At 66.7% G+C, this 19,635-nt stretch carries 15 protein-coding genes; 8 read left to right on the top strand and 7 right to left on the bottom strand.

Annotation, left to right across the window (positions count from 1 at the left end):
* Positions 1–29: 29 nt before the first annotated feature.
* Together pcaG and pcaH are read right to left on the bottom strand one after the other, a co-directional pair.
* Entirely contained in the window at positions 30–641 is a 612-nt protein-coding gene (pcaG, locus tag V9K97_RS10965) for a protocatechuate 3,4-dioxygenase subunit alpha (RefSeq protein WP_337318003.1), read from the bottom strand.
* Between the two features lie 11 nt (positions 642–652).
* Positions 653–1,384, bottom strand: coding sequence for a protocatechuate 3,4-dioxygenase subunit beta (pcaH, locus tag V9K97_RS10960; RefSeq protein WP_126747138.1), 732 nt, complete (start codon positions 1,382–1,384; stop codon positions 653–655).
* Positions 1,385–1,492: 108 nt separating this feature from the next.
* Here pcaH and V9K97_RS10955 point away from each other — a divergent pair, with 108 nt between their 5' ends.
* The gene (locus V9K97_RS10955; protein ID WP_337318001.1) at positions 1,493–2,479 is read left to right on the top strand and encodes a LysR substrate-binding domain-containing protein; all 987 of its coding nucleotides are present in this window, start codon (positions 1,493–1,495) and stop codon (positions 2,477–2,479) included.
* Here V9K97_RS10955 and V9K97_RS10950 read toward each other — a convergent pair.
* Positions 2,476–2,910 (bottom strand): DUF1841 family protein, encoded by a 435-nt coding sequence (locus tag V9K97_RS10950; RefSeq protein WP_018906845.1) that lies wholly within the window; start codon positions 2,908–2,910, stop codon positions 2,476–2,478. The two genes, V9K97_RS10955 and V9K97_RS10950, sit on opposite strands and share 4 nt — an antisense overlap.
* A 289-nt stretch (positions 2,911–3,199) precedes the next feature.
* On the opposite strand from V9K97_RS10950, the gene V9K97_RS10945 reads away from it, so the two are divergent.
* The 7 genes from V9K97_RS10945 (at position 3,200) to V9K97_RS10915 (ending at position 15,183) form a co-directional block, all read left to right on the top strand.
* Positions 3,200–6,286 (top strand): hypothetical protein, encoded by a 3,087-nt coding sequence (locus tag V9K97_RS10945; RefSeq protein ID WP_337317997.1) that lies wholly within the window; start codon positions 3,200–3,202, stop codon positions 6,284–6,286.
* 81 nt (positions 6,287–6,367) lie between these two features.
* The gene (pal, locus tag V9K97_RS10940; RefSeq protein WP_258502351.1) at positions 6,368–6,871 is read left to right on the top strand and encodes a peptidoglycan-associated lipoprotein Pal; all 504 of its coding nucleotides are present in this window, start codon (positions 6,368–6,370) and stop codon (positions 6,869–6,871) included.
* A 107-nt stretch (positions 6,872–6,978) separates the two neighbouring features.
* Complete coding sequence (locus tag V9K97_RS10935) at positions 6,979–10,056, top strand: glutamate ligase domain-containing protein (protein WP_337317995.1); 3,078 nt, start codon at positions 6,979–6,981, stop codon at positions 10,054–10,056.
* Positions 10,053–10,358 carry a hypothetical protein gene (locus V9K97_RS10930; RefSeq protein ID WP_337317994.1) on the top strand — a complete coding sequence of 102 codons (306 nt, stop codon included), beginning with the start codon at positions 10,053–10,055 and terminating at the stop codon, positions 10,356–10,358. The genes V9K97_RS10935 and V9K97_RS10930 overlap by 4 nt, the downstream gene beginning before the upstream one ends.
* Before the next feature lie 73 nt (positions 10,359–10,431).
* Positions 10,432–12,276: a peptidase domain-containing ABC transporter gene (locus tag V9K97_RS10925; protein ID WP_337317992.1), complete on the top strand. Its 1,845-nt coding sequence runs from the start codon at positions 10,432–10,434 to the stop codon at positions 12,274–12,276.
* Between the two features lie 37 nt (positions 12,277–12,313).
* The gene (locus tag V9K97_RS10920; protein WP_258502345.1) at positions 12,314–13,630 is read left to right on the top strand and encodes an HlyD family type I secretion periplasmic adaptor subunit; all 1,317 of its coding nucleotides are present in this window, start codon (positions 12,314–12,316) and stop codon (positions 13,628–13,630) included.
* Positions 13,627–15,183: a TolC family protein gene (locus V9K97_RS10915; protein ID WP_337317990.1), complete on the top strand. Its 1,557-nt coding sequence runs from the start codon at positions 13,627–13,629 to the stop codon at positions 15,181–15,183. The genes V9K97_RS10920 and V9K97_RS10915 overlap by 4 nt, the downstream gene beginning before the upstream one ends.
* Positions 15,184–15,198: 15 nt before the next feature.
* Here the strand turns inward: V9K97_RS10915 and V9K97_RS10910 are convergent, their stop codons facing one another.
* The 4 genes from V9K97_RS10910 to V9K97_RS10895 are packed head-to-tail and all read right to left on the bottom strand — an operon-like array spanning position 15,199 to position 19,623.
* Positions 15,199–16,629, bottom strand: a complete 1,431-nt coding sequence (locus tag V9K97_RS10910) for a sigma 54-interacting transcriptional regulator (RefSeq protein WP_337317988.1) — start codon at positions 16,627–16,629, stop codon at positions 15,199–15,201.
* An 18-nt stretch (positions 16,630–16,647) separates the two neighbouring features.
* A complete protein-coding gene (locus tag V9K97_RS10905; RefSeq protein WP_337317986.1) occupies positions 16,648–18,588 on the bottom strand; it encodes a TadG family pilus assembly protein in 1,941 nt (646 codons plus the stop codon).
* A 58-nt stretch (positions 18,589–18,646) separates the two neighbouring features.
* Positions 18,647–19,108: a TadE/TadG family type IV pilus assembly protein gene (locus tag V9K97_RS10900; RefSeq protein WP_337317984.1), complete on the bottom strand. Its 462-nt coding sequence runs from the start codon at positions 19,106–19,108 to the stop codon at positions 18,647–18,649.
* A 29-nt stretch (positions 19,109–19,137) separates the two neighbouring features.
* Positions 19,138–19,623: a TadE/TadG family type IV pilus assembly protein gene (locus V9K97_RS10895; RefSeq protein ID WP_337317982.1), complete on the bottom strand. Its 486-nt coding sequence runs from the start codon at positions 19,621–19,623 to the stop codon at positions 19,138–19,140.
* Between the last annotated feature and the right edge of the window lie 12 nt (positions 19,624–19,635).

The raw sequence follows: 19,635 nt of genomic DNA, 5'->3' as shown, positions 1-19,635 counted from the left end.
CTTTTTTGTGCCTGCGGGTTTCCCCGCAGTCAGACGTCGAAGAACACCGTTTCGTCGGCGCCCTGCATGCGGATGTCGATGCGGTAGCTCACCGCGCCGCCGCGCTCCACGCGCTCGGCAACCAGCGTGTGGCGGCGCTCGGCCGGCACGCTGGCCAGCACCGCGTCTTTTGCGTTCGCCTCGGCCTCGTCGCTGAAATACACGCGCGTGAACGCATGCAGCAGCAGGCCGCGCATCAGCACGATCACGTTGATGTGCGGGGCTTCGCCCGGCGTTTCAGCGCCCGGCTTCACCGTGTGGAACACGAAGCGGTTCTGCGGATCGGTGCCGGTGCCGGCGCGTCCGAAGGCGCGAAAGCCCATTTCGCGCGCCTCGGCCGGGGTTTGCGGATAGCGGCCTTCGCCGTCCGCCTGGCTGATTTCGACCAGCGCGTCGCCGATCGGGTTGCCGTCGCCGTCGAGCACACGGCCCTCGAGGCGAATGCGCTCGCCCGCGGCATTGTCCAGCGCCACGACGGCGTCGAAGGGCTGGTTGAAGTCGTAGCCGTATTGCGTGGCCGTGAGGCCGTAGGCGAAGTAGGGGCCCACGGTCTGGGAGGGGGTCTGGCCGAAGTCGGCTTCCTGGGCGGTCATCAATGGCATGGGAAATCCTTTCAGCGGTTCTCGAACGGCGTTTCGTCGGCGCCGCGCAGCACGATGTCGAACTGGTAGCCCAGCGCGTAGCCCTCTTCGGTGATGTCGAGGCTGAAATCGGCGATGAGGCGGTTGCGGTAGCGCTCGGGCGTGCCGGTGATCATCGGGTCGTACTGCAAGAGCGGATCGCCGGGAAAGTACATCTGCGTGACCAGGCGGCTCGCAAAGCTCTGGCCGAACAGCGACAGGTGGATGTGCTGCGGACGCCAGGCGTTCGGATGGTTGCCCCACGGGTACGCCCCGGGCTTGATGGTGAGAAAGCGGTAGCGGCCCTCGCTGTCGGTCAGGCAGCGGCCCGCGCCCAGAAAGTTGGGGTCGAGCGGCGCGTCGTGCTGGTCGACCTTGTGCACGTAGCGGCCCGAGGCGTTGGCCTGCCACAGCTCCACCAGCGTGTTGGCGACCGGGCGGCGGCGCTCGTCGAGCACCTGGCCGGTCAGGATCATGCGTTCGCCCAGCGGCTCGCCGTTCTTGCGCGCGTTGCGCGTCAGGTCATGGTCGAACTCGCCGATGCTGTCGTGGCCATAGACCGGCTGCTGCAGCTCGCCCAGCGAGGCCTTCAGCGGCACCAGCGGCTTTTGCGGACCGCGCTTCACGGTGGACTTGTAGCCGGGGTAGACGTAGGAGGGATGGGCTTCCCAGTCGCGCGGCGTGAGGATGGCCGAGGGGGTCTTGGCCTTCGTGTTGGTCAACATGTCGTTGTCTCCTGTCGTGGGGACGGATCGAATCCGGAACCCGGACTTTAGAAGTCCCGTCCGATGATGTAAATTGAAGATTGATTCGTTCTGAATAACCAACGGTAATTGAAAAACACCGCCGACCTTCGCCAGGATTTCGTGCGCAACGTGCAGTTGCGCCACCTGCGCTGCCTTGTCGCGGTGGCGCAAGAGCGCCATCTGGCGCGCGCCGCCGAGCGGCTTTCGCTGAGCCAGCCGGCGGTTTCCAAGACGCTCTCCGAGCTTGAATCCATCGTTGGCACGCGCCTGGTCGAGCGCAGCAAGGCCGGCCGGCGCGGCGTACAGGGGCTCGCACCCGCCGGCGAGCAACTGCTGGCCCATGCCCTGCGCGTGCTCGAGGCGCTCGACGCCAGCGCCGAGGCCGTGGCGCCCGCCTCGGGGGAGCGCGTCGAGCGGCTGCGTATCGGCGCGCTGCCAAGTGTGGCGCCGTCCCTGCTGCCCATGGCGCTCGCGCGCTTTCGAGAGCGGTGGCCCGCGGTTCAGGTGGTGGTGAAGACTGCGGCCAACCCGGTGCTGCTCGACGAACTGCGCGCCGGCGAGCTCGACCTGGTGATCGGCCGCATGAGCGATCCGCGCCTGATGGGCGGGCTCAGCTTCGAGCTGCTCTACACGGAGCCGCTGGTGTTTGCCGTGCGCGCCGGCCATCCGCTCGCGGTGCGGCCCGCCCGGGCGGTGTCGGTGCAGGCGGTGCTCGACTATCCGCTCGTGGTGTACGGCGAAGGCACGATCCCGCGCCACAACACCGAAAGTTTCTTGTCCGCGCGCGGCCTGGCGCTACCCGCCAACGCGCTGCAGACGCTCGACGTGGCGGTGGCGCGCGGCCTGCTGGCGGTTTCCGATGCGGTGTGGATCACCCCCCTTGGCGCCGCGCGCGGGGAACTGGCCGACGCGCGCCTGGTCAGGCTGCGCATCGAAACCGCCGGCACCGATGAGCCCGTGGGCCTGCTGCTGCGCAGCGAGGCCGAGCCTTCCGCCCTGCGCGGCGCCATGGCGGCCCTGCTGCGTGAAGGCGCGAAGCAGCAGGTCGCGCTGCCGCCGCGAAAGACCAGCTAGTCCTTGGTTGCCCGGCGCTGCACGCAGGCGACGTAGCCATCGCCGTCGGGGGGGCGGCCGGCGCGCTGGCTCTCCCACATCATCTGCCCAAGGCATTCCATCGCCTCATGGTGCGCATCGAGCAATGAGCCGCGGCGCGCCGCCAACAGCTCGACCGCCTGCCGGATTCCTCGCGGCTGGTCGATCGAGCATTGCTCGCTGATCGAAAGATGCATCGACAGGTGCAGGAACGGGTTCTCGCGCCCGTTCGAGCCGTCGTACACGCGCGCCACCGCCGCGTCGGCATCGGCCAGGTCCTCGTGGTATTCGGGGTGCGCGTCGATCCATCCCGCGGCAATCGTCTCGAGGGCTTCCATCGGCAGGCCTTGCCGGTGCTTCGCATACACGTCGCAGAAAAAGCGGCGCACGTCTTCCTGGGAGGGGTTGAACATATCTATATGAGGGAGCCGAGAAGGAGAAGAAAAAGGTGGGGAGATCCGCGTGTGGATGGTCCCGGAACACGCCGGATGTTCCGGTAGCACGACGTTACATCGTTACGTAACGAACGGCCAAAAGACCCCCGCGAGGGCCGTTTTCGACCGGACCTCTTGGCCCGGAAGTTAAAAAAATAGCCATATAAATCAAAGACTTGCATCGTTTTTGATGCGGCGGCGAACATCTGTTAACGATTTGGCACGCCAGTTGCCCCTGTACATGCATCTTTTGTCACAGAGGCCAACCATGAACGCACCCCAAGCATCGACCGTTTCGACCGAAGGACTCGCCGCCAGTGGCGTGGCTCCCGTGGTCATCGCCCAAGCCACCAGCATGCCGCTCGGCGCTCCCGCCGCAGCCAGCTCGATGGCGCCTGCCGCAAGCGCGGCATCTGCCGGCATCGGCACATTGTCCAATGCTACGCCGGGCGTTGCCGTGATGCGCGAAGGCGTCCGCATTCCGGTGGACGGTAACCAGACATTGATGGCGGGCGACCGCGTGATCGTTCCCGAAGGCGGCCAGGCCAACGTGCTGTTCCCCGGCTCGGCCACCAACAAGGCGCCGCTGGCCGGCGTCTTCACCGGTGGCACCGATGCCACCATCGGCTCGACCAAGCTGCCCGGCGGCCTCGAACAAGTGAACGTGGATGTCGCCTCCGGCGACCTGCAGGTGACCCCTCCCGACAGCGATGCCGATGCGGCCGCACTGGCCGTGACGAAGAAGGTCGCCGCTGGCGGCGGCCTCGGACTCGGCGAATTCGCACTCGGCGCACTGGGCGCCGCAGGCCTGGGTGCCGCACTCGGCGGTGGCGGCGGCGGCGATGGTGGAACGATTCCGTTCTTCGTCGGCGCGGGTGAGACGGATGCCGACGCGGATGCGGACGCCGACGCGGATGCAGATGCGGACGGTGACGCTGACGCCGACGCCGATGCCGATGCCGATGCCGATGCCGATGCCGATGCTGACGCCGACGCCGACGCCGACGCCGACGCCGACGCCGACGCCGACGCCGACGCTGACGCCGATGCCGATGCCGACGCCGACGCTGACGCCGATGCCGATGCCGATGCCGATGCCGACGCTGACGCCGATGCCGATGCCGATGCCGATGCCGATGCCGATGCCGATGCCGATGCCGATGCCGATGCCGATGCCGATGCCGACGCTGACGCCGATGCCGATGCCGATGCAGACGCCGATGCAGACGCCGATGCAGACGCAGACTCGGACTCCGATGCCGACGGCAATGGCCTCCTCAACCCGGGCGACAACCTCCTTGAAGGCGCAGTCGGCACGACAGACGGCAACTTGGGCCTCGGTGGTTCTCTCAACCCGGTGCCGGGTGTGATCGACAGCACAACCGACCTCGTCGATGACCTGGTCTCCCCGTTGCTCGGCGAGAACTTCACGCGCAACGATCCGAACCAACTCGACCCGGTCGACGATTTCGCCGAAACCGTTGTCGACGGCTTGGGCGGCGTGGCAGGCCCCATTGCCAGCGCCCTTCTGGGCGAAGGCGCTCTCGATTCGGTGGTGGGCCAGGTCGACCACGTCACAGACGCTCTCCAGAACGGTCTCGACAATCTCGTGGGCGAAAACGGCATCCTCAGCGGCGCAACCACGGCCCTGGGCCTGGACGGTGTTCTTGAAGACCTCGTCGGCGACGGCGGCGCGCTTGGCAACGTGGTCGAAGGCGTTCTCGGCGACGGCAGCCTGCTCCAGACTCTGGTGAGCGAGGACGGCCTCGTGGGGGGCCTTCTCGCAGAAGACGGTGCCTTGGGCAATCTCATCGGAGAAGACAGCGCTGTGGGCGGCCTGCTGAACAACGTGCTGGGCGAAGACGGCCTCGCAGGTGGCCTGCTCGGCGATGACGGCTTGCTGGGCGGCGTGCTCGGCGGACCGCTGGGCGATGAGGGCCTGCTGGGTGGTGTGCTCGGCGGCGACGGCCTGGTGGGCGGTCTGCTGGGGGACGGCTTGGTGGGTGGCCTGCTCGGCGGAGAAGGCACCTTGGCCGGCCTGCTCGGCAGCGAAGGCCTGACCGGCGGATTGCTGGGACAGGAGGGCGTGGTCGACAACCTGCTCGGGGCGAACGGCGTGGTTGGCGGCCTGATCGAAGGCAGTCCGCTCGGCGGGCTGCTGGGCGGTGAAGACGGCCTGCTCGGTGGCCTCACCGACGGTGTGCTGGGCGACAACGGCTTGCTGGGCGGCGTTCTCGGCAGCGAAGGCGTGGTGGGCGGCCTGCTCGGCGACGATGGCCTGCTGGGTGGTACCGGCCCGCTGGGCAGCCTCCTTGCCGAAGACGGCCTCCTCGGCGGCGTGCTCGGCGACGAGGGCGTGGTGGGCGGCCTGCTTGGCGACGACGGCTTGCTGGGCGGCGTCCTCGGCGGAGACGGCTTGCTTGGCGGCTTGCTGGGAGAAGAGGGCATTGTCGGCGGCCTCCTGGGCGACGACGGCCTCGTGGGTGGCCTGCTTGGTGGCGACCTCCTCGGCGGCGACCTGCTGGGCGGCGTGCTCGGTGAAGACGGCATCGTCGGCGGCCTGGTTGGCGGCGACCTCCTCGGCGGTGACCTGCTGGGCGGCGTGCTCGGCGAAGACGGCCTCGTCGGCGGCCTGCTCGGTGGCGACCTCCTCGGCGGTGACTTGCTGGGCGGCGTGCTCGGCGAAGACGGCATCGTCGGCGGCCTGGTTGGCGGCGACCTCCTCGGCGGCGACCTGCTGGGCGGTGTGCTCGGTGAAGACGGCATCGTCGGCGGCCTGGTTGGCGGCGATCTCCTCGGCGGCGACCTGCTGGGTGGTGTGCTCGGCGAAGACGGCATCGTCGGCGGCCTGGTCGGCGGCGATCTCCTCGGCGGCGACCTGCTGGGCGGTGTGCTCGGCGAAGACGGCGTCGTAGGCGGCCTGCTCGGCGGCGATCTGCTGGGGGGCGACGTCCTCGGTGGCGACCTCCTCGGCGGTCTCCTGGGTGACGAAGGCCTCGTCGGCAGCCTGCTCGGCAATGGCGGCCTGCTTGGCGGCGTGCTGGGCGACACCACCCCGGTCGCCAACATCCTGGATCCGGTGCTCGACGCCGCCGGCTCCGTGGGCGAGACGCTCGAGCCGGTGGTCGCCGCGGTGTCCGAAGTGGCCGAGCCGGTGACCGACATCCTGGCCGGTACGGCCCCGACGCTTGCGCCGGTGGTCGAAACGGTCGCCGGCCTGGTGGACACCGTGGAACAAGCCGCACCGATCGTCACCGATGTCGTGACCCCGATCACGAGCCTGGTCGATCAGGCGGCCGGCACCGGCAGCGTTCTGACTCCGGTCACGAACATCCTGCACGGCTTGCTGGGCTAAGGAACAAGGGCAGCAGTAGGAGAAGAAAAACAAAGCAAGGGGCAGGCCTTACCGGCCTGCCCCGCGCGAAAAGGACCGAACATGAAAAACACTTCCCGGATACTGGCCGTCGTCGCACTCGGGGCAAGCCTTGCCGCCTGCGGAACAGGCCCCAAGAGCGGACGCGAAGACGCGACGTATTACTACTCGAACAAGGCCGCGCCGGTGGCCAAGGTGGAGCCGCCTCCGGCCGCTCCGCCGGTACAGGAGAGCCCGGCCGCAGCGAAGATCGTGTATTTCGACTTCGACAAATACGACATCAAGGCGCAGTACCGCAGCGTGGTGGAAGCGCATGCGAACTTCCTGCGGAACCGGCCTGCGAGCAAGGTGATGATCGAGGGCCACACCGACTCGCGCGGCGGCCGCGAATACAACCTTGCGCTGGGCCAGCGCCGGGCCGAATCGGTGCAGCGCGCGCTCACGCAGTTGGGCGTGCCGGCCGATCGCATCGAGGCCGTCAGCTGGGGCATCGAAAAGCCCGCGTCTCCTGAAACCACCGAGGAGGGCTATCAACTCAATCGCCGAGCCGAATTCAGCTACCGCTGAAATCCGGAGATCTGCGATGCCTTCGAGGGGAGCTTCCGGTCCGCTGCGTCAAAAAAGCGAGAGCACATGACGGGCGCGATCGGTCTCCCGTATTCGATCGAGGCCGAATGATGTCCTTCTCCGACCAGCTCCACGCCTGCCACGAGCGCCTGGTGTCGGTGTGCGCGGCCCTGCCGGCGCCCTATCCGGCGTTCACGCTTTTCTTCTCGGTCAGCGACGGGTCGCAGCGCGCGCACGTGATGCACGCGCGCGCGGCCGAGTTCGAGACCGCGTGGCGCGAAGGCTCCGGAATCATCGCGCGCTGGGTGCGCGAAAACGGCATCGTGTCGCCGTGGCTGCGCATCGACTGGGTCGAGGGCGCAAGCCCCATCGACTGGGCCCAGTTCAAGGCGCAGCTCGCGGCCGTCAAGCGCAACTACTTCCGGCTCGGCCTGGCGTTCGACAAGAACTTCGAGACGGCATTCACCGAGCAGGAGCTCAATGCCAACGCCATGCTCTATGCCGATTCGACCATCGCGCATGCGGTGGTGAACATGCGCAACTTCGAGAGCTACAGCCAGGCACGCTTCGCACGCACGCTCATGCTCGATTTGCCGGCGGACCAGCCGGTCTACCTGCTGGCCACGGTGGGTGTTTTTTGCCAGCCTGATTGCGTGGTGCACAAGCTGGTGGGAACGGGGCTCGATGCAGGGCGGCGCCAGGCGCCCGCGCTCACGCCGCAGTCGGCACTCGAACTCGTGCGCAGCGGCGCCTCCTATCTTGCGCGGCAGGTCCAGGTCGACGGGCGGTTTGCGTACGGCTACTTTCCGTGCTTCGATCGCCGCATTCCGACGTCGGACCCCACGCGCCATCCGAGCGTGCTCCACGCCATGATCGAGGCGTGGGAGCTCACGCGTGAAGACAAGCTGCGGACCGCCATCGACCGCGCGCTGGACCATCTGTCCAACTGGCTCATACGCGGCTACAGGCTCGCGGACGGCAGCGAAGCCGCGTTTCTCGTCGAAGCCGGTGAAGAGATCAAGCTGAGCGGCACCGCGGCCTGCGTGCTCGCATTGGCAAAGTACTGCGACGCGACCGACACGCGCCACTGGCTGCCGCTGCTCGAAAAGCTGGCGCTGGGCCTCGTGGCGATGCAGGACGCCGACACGGGGCGGTTCAACCACGTGCTGCATGCCGCCGACCTGACGGTGAAGCAGGCCTCGCGCGCCACCTACTACGACGGCGAGGCGGCCTTGGGCCTCATGCGCCTGTACGGCCTCACGCGCGATGCGCGATGGCTCGCGGCGGTCGAGAAAGCGTTCGAGCATTTCATCGCAAGCCAGCACTGGCAGGCGCACGACCACGGGCTGAGCTGCTGCGTCAACGAGCTCACGCGCTGGAGCCCGCAGGAAAAGTACTTTCGCTTCGGCCTGCAGAACGTGGCCGGCTACCTGGACTTCGTGCTCGACCGCAAGACCACGTTTCCGACGCTGCTCGAGCTCATGCTGGCCGCACAGCAGATGCTGCAGCGGCTAGAGGGCATGCCCGCCATGCGGCACCTGCTCGAAGAGCTGGACACCGAAAAGTTTCACCGCGCGCTCGAGTACCGTGCCCACTACCTGCTCAACGGCTTCTTCTGGCCCGAGATGGCGATGTACTTCCGGCGGCCGTCCACCGTCGTCGGGTCTTTCTTTACCCGGCACCACGCCTTTCGCGTGCGCGTGGACGACGTGGCGCAGTACGTGTCGGGCCTTGCGGCGTACCACCGCTACCTGCAAGAGCGTCGCGCAGTGCCTGGTGCCACCGCCGGCAGTACCCGCGACGACGGCGCCGCGTGGACCGCCAACGAGATGGCGCGCGTGACCGGCGGCGAATGGGTCGTTCGGCCGGAGGAGGGCTGGCGCGCCACCGGCGTGACGCAGCGCTCTTTCCTGCGCAAGGGGCGCGTGGTGTTCGAGCACCAGGTGCGCCCCTCGAAGACTCCGCTGGCCGCGGTGGCGCTCAAGGGCGTGTTGCAGCCGGCCGCCGCTGTGCTGTGTACCGATGCCGCGCCGCACCTCGACAAGCGCGTGCCCGTGCTCCAGGTGCCAGACGTGCTGCAGGCGGTGCTGGCGCTGGGCGCGCATGCGCGCACCGAGTTCGGCGGGCGCGTGTGCGGCGTGCTGGGCAGCGGCACCGCCAGCAGCACCGTGGCCGCGATGCTCGCCGATGCGCTGGCCGTGTGGGGTGAAGTGGCCCGGCCCGAGGGCAATGTGAGCCTGCCTTCGGGCATTGCCTGGAACCTCACCTGCATGCCGCGGCATGCCGCCTACTGGGTGCTCGAGATGGGCTCGCCGCACATGCTGGCCTCGGCGCAGCTGGTGCGCCCCATGCTGGCGGTGGTCACGGGGCTCTCGGCGGCTGCGCAAAAAACGCGTGGCCCGTCGGAGGCGGCGGCGCGCCTGGACAGCCGCGTCTTCCAAGGCATGGCGCCTGGCGACAGCGCCGTCTTGAACCGCGACATTCCCGAGTTCGCGACCTTCGCGGAGGCCGCGATGGCGCAGCAGCTGCAGATCGTGACCTACGGCGAGCACAAGGACGCCGACGTGCGGCTGCTCGCCTTCGATCACGGCGAGGTCCAGGCCCTGGTGCTCGGCGAACCGCTCCAGTTGCGCCTCAACGCACCCGGGCGCCACATGGGCACAAGCGCCGTGGCCGTGCTTGCGGCATTGCAGGCCATGCGCCTGAAGCTGGCCGCCGCGGTGGAGCCCTTTGCGCATTTCGAGCCGCCGGGCGGGCGCGGCGCGCTGCACACCATTCACATCGGCGGCGGCAGCTTCAAGCTGATCGACGAGACCTACGACGCCAACCCGAGCTCGATGCGCGCCGCGCTCGAGCTGCTTTCGCAGGCGCCTTGCGAGCCGGCACGCCGCGTGGCGATCCTCGGCGACATGCAGGAGCTCGGCCCCGCCGCGCAGCGGCATCACCTGGACCTGGAGCCGGAGCTGCTCGCCTCGCAGCCCGACCGCGTGCTGCTGTGCGGCCCGCTCATGCGGGCGCTGCATGCGCGCATCCGCACCAAGGTCCGGTCGCACTGGTTCGTCGATGTGACCGATTTGTCGACCGCGCTCGGAGGCCTGGTGCAGCCCGGCGACTGGGTGTTGGCCAAGAGTTCCGCAGGCGTCGGCCTGTCCCGGCTGGCCCGGGTTTTGAAAGCACTGCCATGAAATTCAGCGCGTATCTGCCATTGCCCGTTCAACGCTATCCGGCAGAGGCGGCGGCGCCCGCGCGCCGCTGGTGGCTCGGCTGGCTGCAGTTGCTTGGCGCCTGGCTCCTTTGCATGTTGCTGTGCGCGAATGTCGCGCTGGCGTTGGCCAAGGGGCTGCCGACCGACGAGGCCCGTCCGGCTGCGAGAAAAACCTCGGGCTGCTTGCAGGCGGAGCGCGGTAACAAAGCTGTCGCCAGGCCCGACGGATCGGCTGTGAAGGAATACACACGAACGCCGCGCTGCCTCGGCATACAAGGGTAGATATTGCTTGTAACAGAAGGGTAACAGTTGATAATCTTCGAGGCGTCACTGCCCGACGGATCGGCCATTTCCCATGATCAAGTTTCTCTTGCCCAGCCAACTGGTTGCCGATGCGCCCGAAGAGCCGGGCGCGAGTCCGTATGCAGGTGCGCTGAACAAGGCTTTTCGCGATGCCTATCCGCTGGTGAAGAGCGCAGCGTGGCGCTCGCTGCCCATCAGCCTCTTCGGTTTGCTGCCGTCGATCTTCCTGCTCCAGGTGTATGACCGCGTGCTGTCGCGCGGCGGCATCTCGACGCTGGCCGCGCTGGTGAGCGGCATTTTGTTTTTCTTGTGCCTCGAGTTCTGGCTGCGCGCGCGGCGCTCGCGCCTGCTGCGCAATGCGGGCGCCATCATCGATCACGGCGTGTCGGGTGCGCTGCTCAACTCGATGCTGAACCGCCCGTTGCGCGCGCTCGAAGCGCGGCCGGCCTCCATCTGGCACCAGTTCTTTCGCGACGTGGCTTCGGTGCGCGGCACGGTCAGCGGCGGCCTGGCGCAATCGATCTTCGATCTGCCGATGGCGATCTTCGCACTGGTGGTGATCGGCATCGTCGCCTTGCCGGTGTTGCCGGTCGTGGCATTGTTCCTGGGTGTCATGGCCTTCCTGGCCTGGTGGTGGGCCGATGAAGTGCGCACCGGCCGTGTGGAAGAAGTGCAGCGCGGGCGCGGCCTCGACCGCATGACCTCGGAGATCTGCAATGCGCGCGAAACGCTCAAGACGCAGTCGAACGACGGCCCCACCATCGAGATGTGGCGCCAGACCTACAACGACTGGCTGAGCGAAAGCTTCAGCAAGAACGGCCAGATCGAATCCGCGCGCGACGGCACCACCGTGCTGCTGACGGTCTTCTCGGTCATCGTGGTGACGGTGGGCGCTGTCTCCGTCATGGAGCAGTGGATGACCGTCGGCGGCCTGGTCGCATCGAACATGCTGGCCCTCAAGGCGCTGCAGCCGGTGGCGGGCCTGGTCTCGAGCTGGCGCTCGCTGGCCGCGGCGAAAGAGGCGGCAAAGCGGCTCGAGAAGGTGCTTTCCGAGCCCGTCGAAAAGCCGCCGAGCGGCATGACGCTGCCGCAACCGCTGGGCCGCGTCACGTTCAAGGACGTGAGCTTCAGCTTCACCGAAACCGCGCAGAAGCCGGTGCTCGAAAACGTGGACCTCGACATCGGACCCGGCGGCCTGCATGTGATCGTCGGGCGCAACGGCGCCGGCAAGTCGACGCTCGTCAAGCTGCTGTCGGGCCTGTACACGCCCACGCGCGGCGTCATCAGCATCGGCGAGTACGACCTGTCGCAGTTCGGCCGCGAAGAGCTCTCGCGCTGGATCAGCTATCTCTCGCAAGAGGTCTATTGGTTTGGCGGGCCGCTCATCGACACCATGCGCCGCACAGCCCCGGGGCAGAGCGACGAGCAGGTGGTGGCGGCCTGCAAGCTCTCGGGCGCGCACGACTTCATCTCGAAGCTGCCCGACGGCTACCGCACCGTGGTGGGCGAAGGCGGCACCGGCTTTTCGGTGGGCGAACGGCGCAAGCTGGCGCTGGCCATGAGCTTCCTGCGCAAACCCTCGGTGCTGGTGCTCGACGAGCCGAGCAACGATCTCGACTTTCAGAGCGAACGCACGCTGCTCGCCACGCTGCTCGCGGTGGCCAAGGTGCGCACCGTGGTGGTGGTCACGCATTCGCTGCGCATCGTGTCGGCGGCCACGGTGGTCTATCACGTCACGGGGCAGGGCAATGTCGAACAGGGAACGGCAGCCGTGATGGTGCCGAAGCTTTTCGGTGTGAAGAAGGCGCTGGTGGCGCTGACCGACCCGGCCGCGGGAGACGGCGACGCCGATGCGCACTCGCAGGGCGCCGCCGGAGCGACCCGTTCGATGGCGTGAGCCAATAGTCGATCAAAGAACAAACAGGGACCGCGACTTGAAATCAGATCTGCCGCAGATACTCCAGGACGAAGAGCACAAGCGCGCGGCGCATGCATCGCCCGAAGGCCGGCGCCGACAGTGGGTGATCGGCGGCGTGGTGGCCGTGCTGGCCGTGGTCGGCCTGGGTTTTCCGATGGAGACGGTGGTGGTGGCGCCCGGCCGCGTGATTCCGTCGGACCGCGTCAAGTCGATCCAGCATCTGGAAGGCGGCATCGTCAGCAGCGTGCTGGTGAAGGAAGGCGACCGCGTGAAGCAGGGCCAGTCGCTGGTAGAGATCGACTTGGGCGGCAGCGGCCTCAACTTCGAGGAGCTCACCGCGCGTTATGCGGCCACGCAAGCCACGCGCATCCGCCTGATTGCCGAGAGCCGCGGCAAGCCGCTCAAGCGCGAGAGCTTTGCGGCGGATATCGACGAGAGCGTGCTCGACGGCGAAACCGGTGCCTATGAAGCACGCGCGCTCGAGCAGCGCGGCGTGATGGCCGGCGCGGTGTCGGGGCTCGAACAGGCGCGCAGCAAGGAGCTCGAACAGCAGGCCAAGGTCAAGGGCCTGAACGACCGCCTGGCGCTGATGCAGAAGGAGCTCGAGATTTCGGAGCAGCTGCTGGCTGAAAAACTTGTCGGGCAGGTCGAGGTGCTCGAAAAGCGCAGGCTGGTAGAGGGTGTGCGAAGCGAGTTGGCCGTGGCACGCCAGGGCGCCATTTCCGCAAGTGCGGCCATCGCCGAGGCGCAGGCCAAGATGGCCGAGGCCGAAGGGCGCTTCCGCCGTCGCGCCTCCGACGAGCTGGCCACGGTGGAGCGCCAGTTCGCAAGCCTGAGCGAAGACCTTGCACGCGCGCGCACCCAGCGCTCCCGCACCATCGTCAAGGCGCCGGCTGACGGCATCGTGAAGGGCCTGCGCAGTGCCAGTCCGGGCTGGGTCATCAAACCTGGCGAAGCCATCATGGAAGTGGTGCCCGACAAGGACGAGGTCATGATCGAGGCGCGCCTGAACCCCAACGACCGCGGCTTTGTCGAAGTGGGGCAGGCGGCGCGCGTGAAGATCACCGCCTACGACTACCTGCGCTACGGCGCCATCGACGGCAAGGTCACGCTGGTGGCCGCCGATGCCGACCGCGATCCGGCCGTTGCCAACGCGGCGCCTTACTACCGCATCCTGGTGAGCACCGGGCAGGCCTATGTAGGCCATCAGGACAACCGCGTCACCGCCGGCATGGAGTCGGAGGTCGACCTGAAAGTGGGAACCGATCCGTTCATCTGGTACATCCTTCGCCCCGTGCTCAAGCTGCGGCGCGAAGCGTTTCGCGAACCATGAGGAGCAGCAAATCGGCAGGCCCGCGCCGCATGGGCCGCGGCGTTCTCTGTGCAGCGCTGAGCGCGAGCTTTGCGCTGCCGCCGGGCGCCGCCATTGCGCAGGAGCCGCCCGCGCAGTTGGTGCCGGCGCGCCGCCTTTCCACTCCGTCGATCGGCGCCGCAAGCTATGCGCAGCGCGTGAAGCAGGCGCTGGTCGCGCTGTCGCAGGAGTACCCTGAAGTGCAGACCGCGCAGGCGGCCGCCAACACCAGCAGCTTCAGCGTGGACGCTGCCAAGAAGGCGCGCTTTCCGCGCTTCAAGATGGGCACCGCCTCGGGCAACTACAACAGCGGCGCGGCCAACGCCAAGACCGAGAACTACACGGTGCTGACCGCCGAGGCGCGCGTGAGCCTGATCGACGGCGGCGCCATGAGCGCGGCGGTGCGCGCGGCCGAAGCCGGCAACCAGGCCGATGACGAGGCGGTGGTGACCACCTCGCAGAAGGTGGTGCTCGACGCGCTGACGGCCTACCTGCAGGTGCAGCGCTTCGACCTGAAGAAGCAGATCGCGCGCAAGTCCACCGAGGTGGTGGCCGAGCTGTCGAAGGCCGAGGCTCGCCGCGTTGCGCTCGGTGCCGCCGGCGAGAACGACCTGAACATGGCGGCCGCGCGCCGGGCCAGCGTGGCCGCGCGCGAATCCGACTTTCAGGCGCAGCGCGACGAGGCGGTGGCCAAGTTCAACACCTACTTCAAGTTCACGCCCAACACCGATTCGCTGCCCGTGCTCGCAGCGCCCGCGTTGTGGCGCATCGCCTCGCATGAAGAAGCCCTGCGCCGCGCCGAAGAGCGCAGCACCGAGATAGCCGAGGCCAAGGGCCGCGTCGCCCGGGCCCAGGCGCTCGTCGACCAGCAGGAGGCCAGCATCTATCCGACGGTGGATGCGGTGTTCGTGAAGAGCAAGGACCCGCGCGGCGTGTCGCCGCAAGACCCGACACGCGCCGCCTTCGAGCTGAACTGGAACTTCGGCAACGGCTTCGATCGCCAGTTGCGCCTGAAGTCCGCACTGGCCGAGGTTGCCAACCAGGAAGCCAAGCTCGAAGGCGTGAAGCTCAATCTGCTGGAGCTCACTTCGGCTTCATGGGCGCGCACTGTGTCCGGCCGCGAGCGCGAGCGTCAGCTGATGGAAGCGGTCAGTACATCGGGCCAGGCCTTCCGCGGCCGACGCCGCCTGATGGAGTTCGGCCGCGAGACTTTGCCCGCCGTGCTCGATGCGCAGCTCGACTACTACAACCTGCTGTTCGACTATGTCGACACCGTGTTCGACCTGCGCATTTCGGAGCTGCGCCTGGCGCGCACCACCGGCGAGCTGCGCATCGATCCCGAAGCCAGCAACGCGTGGATCGACCGCATCTTCGGCCCGCCGAGCCGACCAGCCCTGAGCGAGGACGGCCTGCTCACCGCGCTGTGCATATCGAGCAACGCGAGCTGCGCCAGCGAGCCTGTTGTCGATCGCGGTGCCACCGCGGTTGCGGCGAACCCGCCGCTGCGACGCACCGCCCGCCTGGCGGAGCGCTGATGAGCGGCGAAGGGCTCAGGCGTCCTCGGGGATGCCTGGCTCTCCGTCGAGGATTTGATACTTGCGCATCTTTTCCCACAGCACCTTGCGGCTGATGCCCAGATGCTGCGCCGTGTCCTGGCGCTTCCAGTCGTTGATCTCCAACGCCGCAATGATGCGGTTGCGCTCGCTGCCGTTCCATCCCTTGCGGTCGCCGTTGCCGTCGAGTGCCACACCGTTGGCGCCGCCGCTGTGTCCGTTTCTTTCGGCCGAGCCCGGCGTGGGCGTCGGCGTGCCGCGCGTGAGTGCAATGGCGCGCTGAATCAGGTTCTGGTCCCATGCATGCAGCTGCCGTGCAATCACGCCCACCCGCTCGGCCAGGTTGCGCAGTTGCCGCACGTTGCCGGGAAAGTACGTTTCCGCCACCGCATCGCTCAGCCAGTGCGGCGTTTCGCCCAAGGCCTCGAGCTCGTCGCCCAGCACGTTGGCGAGCAGTGCCTTGAAGATCGCGATCTTGTCGATCTCGCCGCGCTCCTCGAGGCTGGGCACATGCAGTTCGATGACCGCGAGCCGGTAGAACAGGTCGGCACGGAACTCGCCGTTGGCCACCATCTCGCGCAGGTTGCGATTGGTCGCGGCCACCAGCCGAAAGTCGACGCGAACCGGTGCCGTGGCACCCAGCCGCGTGACCGCGTTGTCTTCCAGCACGCGCAGCAGCTTCACTTGCTGGTACTTGGGCAAGTCGCCGATCTCGTCGAGAAACAGCGTGCCGCCCGTCGCCTGCTCGAAATAACCGCGATGCGCGTGCACCGCGCCGGTGAACGAGCCCTTGGTGTGGCCGAAGAAAAGCGATTCGAACAGGCCGTCGGGAATCGCGCCGCAGTTCACCGCCACGAACGCGCCCTTGCTGTAGTGCTGGTGCCCCAGGTGCAACTGCTGTGCAATGCGCTCTTTGCCCACGCCCGTTTCGCCGCGCACCAGCACGCTGTGGTTGCAGTCGGCAAAGGCGGACACTTCGGCAAGCAGCGATTTCATCGCGTCTGAATGCGCCACCAGCACATCGGGCGCCTGCGGCGCTACGTCGCGCGCCCGCAGTTGCCGCACCAGCTTTGCCACCATCGTGCGCAGCTCGGCACAGGTGAAGTCATACGGCAGAACGTGCAGGTACTCCGGCGGGTAAGTGCGCGAATCGCGCTCGCGCGAAGCCGCCGCCACCCAGATCACCGGCATGCCCTGCAGCAACTCGGTCGCATGCGCCAGCGCCCCGCTGTCGATGACCGTGACGCTGATGATGGCAACCGACGGCCGAAGGGCAGTGCCGCGCTCCTGCTGCGGCGCCGGCATGCCGTCGGCGCGAATCACCTCCACGTCGAAGCTCGCCATGCACCGCGCGATGCGGTCGAGGATGTCGGCCTTGCCTTCCCAGACAAAGAGGTCGAGTTCGTCGAAGTTGGGGGGAGCGCTCATGACAGGGGAATACGTATTTCAATAGACAAGCTCGGCGCCCTTGGAGCAGCTCAAGCGGGCACCGACTTCTGTCTGGCCGAGGTTGGCGCCGAGCACGTCGCTCAGCAAGGTTGTCAGCAGCGGATCCAGGAGCGGACTCAGTGCATCCGACACTACATCCTGAACAGCGGCGATCACTCCGCCCAATGCATTGTTCAACGCTGTAAGAAAGTTCGGAAGATTTGCAGCCGATACGGGGGGATTGGGTGGGATAACCGTCAACAGATTGCTCAACCCCGAGAGGGTGTTGCTCAGGCTGTCGACGATGTTCTGCGTGGAAATTTCCAGGTATGCAGGCGGCGCTTCCAGCTCTGGTGGATTCTGGAATAGCTGTGATTGAGTCGAGGAGCCGATGGGAAGGGATGCTTGAATACCGAGACCACCGCCATGGAAAGCCTTGCGGCTTGCAGCATTGCAGCTGATCACCGCCAACCCGAGCGGCGCAAGCAGGCAAGTCTGGGAGCCGATGTCGATGATGGGCACTGCGCTCACCGCGGGTGGCGTAGTCGACGCAAAGGCATTGGCCTTTGCAATCGCGGCTGTCGCGCCCAAGCTCCCGACGCGCAAGTTCGCGATCGAAGTCGTGGTTTGAGCCGTGAGAGATTTGGCGCCCGCTGCGCAGCTGAAGTCTGTCACCCGCGATGCGCCGCTGCCCGCGTCCAGGCTGATGTCGAGCCTCAACGGTGGTGGAAGTATCTTGATGTCGGTTACATCCCGCGTACATCCGAGAGCGCAATTGAGAATGTTCGTTAGCCCCGTCACGAGGTTCAGGCCAAGAAGGTTCTTCAAAAGATCGGTGACGGGCGAAACTACCGCAAGGACCGCGTTGACTAAATTGGTCACCGCGTCGAGTGCGGGCATGGCAATCGAAATGAATGTCCGCACCTGGGCGGTTCGCACGAATATCTGGTCTGGGCCAGTAGGGTTCAGCTTGGCGAGCGCCGGATCGCCGATGGCGGACACCTGCGGTGGTTCGATGACTTTGACGCTGGCAGTGAGCCCTGCAAGATTCACATCGGCGGCGAGTCCATTTTTGCCGTTGGCGGCCTGAACCACGCCCTGCAGCAACTGAAAAAGCTGGATGCTGGTGTCCAGCCCCGCTGCGTCCGTGCCGGCTTGCACGCCGAGCAGGTCGCCGAGCTTCAGCGGCGGCTGGGCGGGAGCGGCGTTCGCTGCAGTCCTTATCAGGTTGAGCGCGTCTATCGCCACCTGGGCGGCGCTCCCACTGCGCTGCAGCGCGTTGATCATGGCTTGCACCAGCGTGCCCACCGAGACATCGGTGGCGAGGACTTCGTCGTACTTTCCTGCGCCAACACCCAGTTGAAGGGCCAACTCGTCGAGAAAGCTCAGCAAGTTGAGCTCGGTGTTGATCAAGCCGTTCCAGCCCACGGCGTCGAGGTTGAGGCTTCCGCCCAGAAGGCCGCCGAACACCGCATTGAGCAACGGGGACTGCGTGCTGTCCACGCTGACCAGCGTGCTGCGAATGTTCAATGCCGCGAGCGGGTGCTTTCGAGCCGCCAGCGCATCGACGCCAATAGGCCTTGGCTCGTTGCCGGGAATACCTGCAAGCAGCAGCGCCGGGGTTCTGCTGATGGTGACCCGCACTGCGTTGAATCGCTGGCCGCTCTCTGGCGGCCCGAAGTGGGGGGCAGTCGGCCTTGACGAAGGATCCCAGTGGCCGCACACCACGCTGTCTGCGCCGAGGGCCGCCATGGCAGGTGGAAGGTTCCGTGCCGCATTGGCAATTGCAGCCGCCGTCGCGGTTGTGCAGCTCTCGTCTTCGAGCGCCTGCGCACCCGCCAGCGCAGCAAGATCGGCTGTCTTCTGAAGCTCGCGTTTCAGAAAGAACATGTAGCCCAGTTCAACACCGACAAGCACGATGACCAGCAGGCTCAACGCAATGATCGCGGTGATGACCACAGACCCGCCTTGCCGCCGTGCTGCTCTTCGATTGAATGCGCGCATCGTTCGCATCTGCCTATGAAGAAGATCTGGCGGCCGTGGCCTTGCCAAGCAGGTGCTCAGGCATCCAGCTGCCGGTTAGCGGAATGGGCGGAAGCAGCGGATTTTCACCGTAGGGATAAGTCACTTTCACCGCGACCTCTCCGGGCGAAACAGTCACTTCGGGAGGGGTGTCCTCCATCAAGTCCCGGAGCCAGTCTTCTTTTAACAAAGGGGTGGCGCCCACCGACGCTGGCGTAATCAGTGAGAGTGCCAGCGACCGATAGACCGCCGTCCGAACATTCGTCTGCAGTTCTGCGGCCGGCGTGTCGCTGCGAAAAGACTGAGCCGCTCTCGCGCCATCCTCAGCCGCGCGAGAGATGACCTGCTGCACGTACAGAACGCCGCAGAACGTCACGAGGCCATAGATGCCGAGGAACAGAACTCCGAAGACGAGCGCAAACTCAATGGCAGCCACGCCTCGCTGGCGGCGAGCCATGGCCCGTTCGAGCTTGAGCCGGCCGGGCTTCACAACGACCTCCCGTCGAGCAGCATGCTGGCCTGGCCCGCAATCCGTGCGGGAACCGCAAAGCTCGGGAACGCGGGAAACAGCGTGTCTATCCCACTGACAGCAACGGTCACGACCACCTGGCACCGGTTGTTCCATTCCGGGCCGCATGGGGGCGCCGCCTGCGAGCAGTCGTCCGTTCCAGCCAGGCAGATTCTTGCCTCGACGTTCCGGTTCGCTTTCAGGCCCGCGGGCAGCCAGTTGCTGCGCTCTACGGCAATGTCGTTGGCCTTGGTTTTTCTGGCTTCGAGGCTGCTCTGGTAACGCAGCCCCGCACGGGCGCCGTCTTCCGCCGCGTTCTGCAGGCTCATGCGCATTGTCAACAAGAAGCCATAGCAGATCACCGCGTACAGCAGCGCAAAGATGATCAGGAACACGAACGCAAACTCGATCGCGTACACGCCGTGTTGGGCGCGTCCGGGGTTTGCGTGGCTGCGTGTTTCCATTGTGGTTCTCTT

The organism is Variovorax sp. CCNWLW186 (genome assembly GCF_037203865.1).
Lineage (GTDB): Bacteria > Pseudomonadota > Gammaproteobacteria > Burkholderiales > Burkholderiaceae_C > Variovorax.
This window is presented reverse-complemented; position numbering and strand designations above follow the sequence as displayed.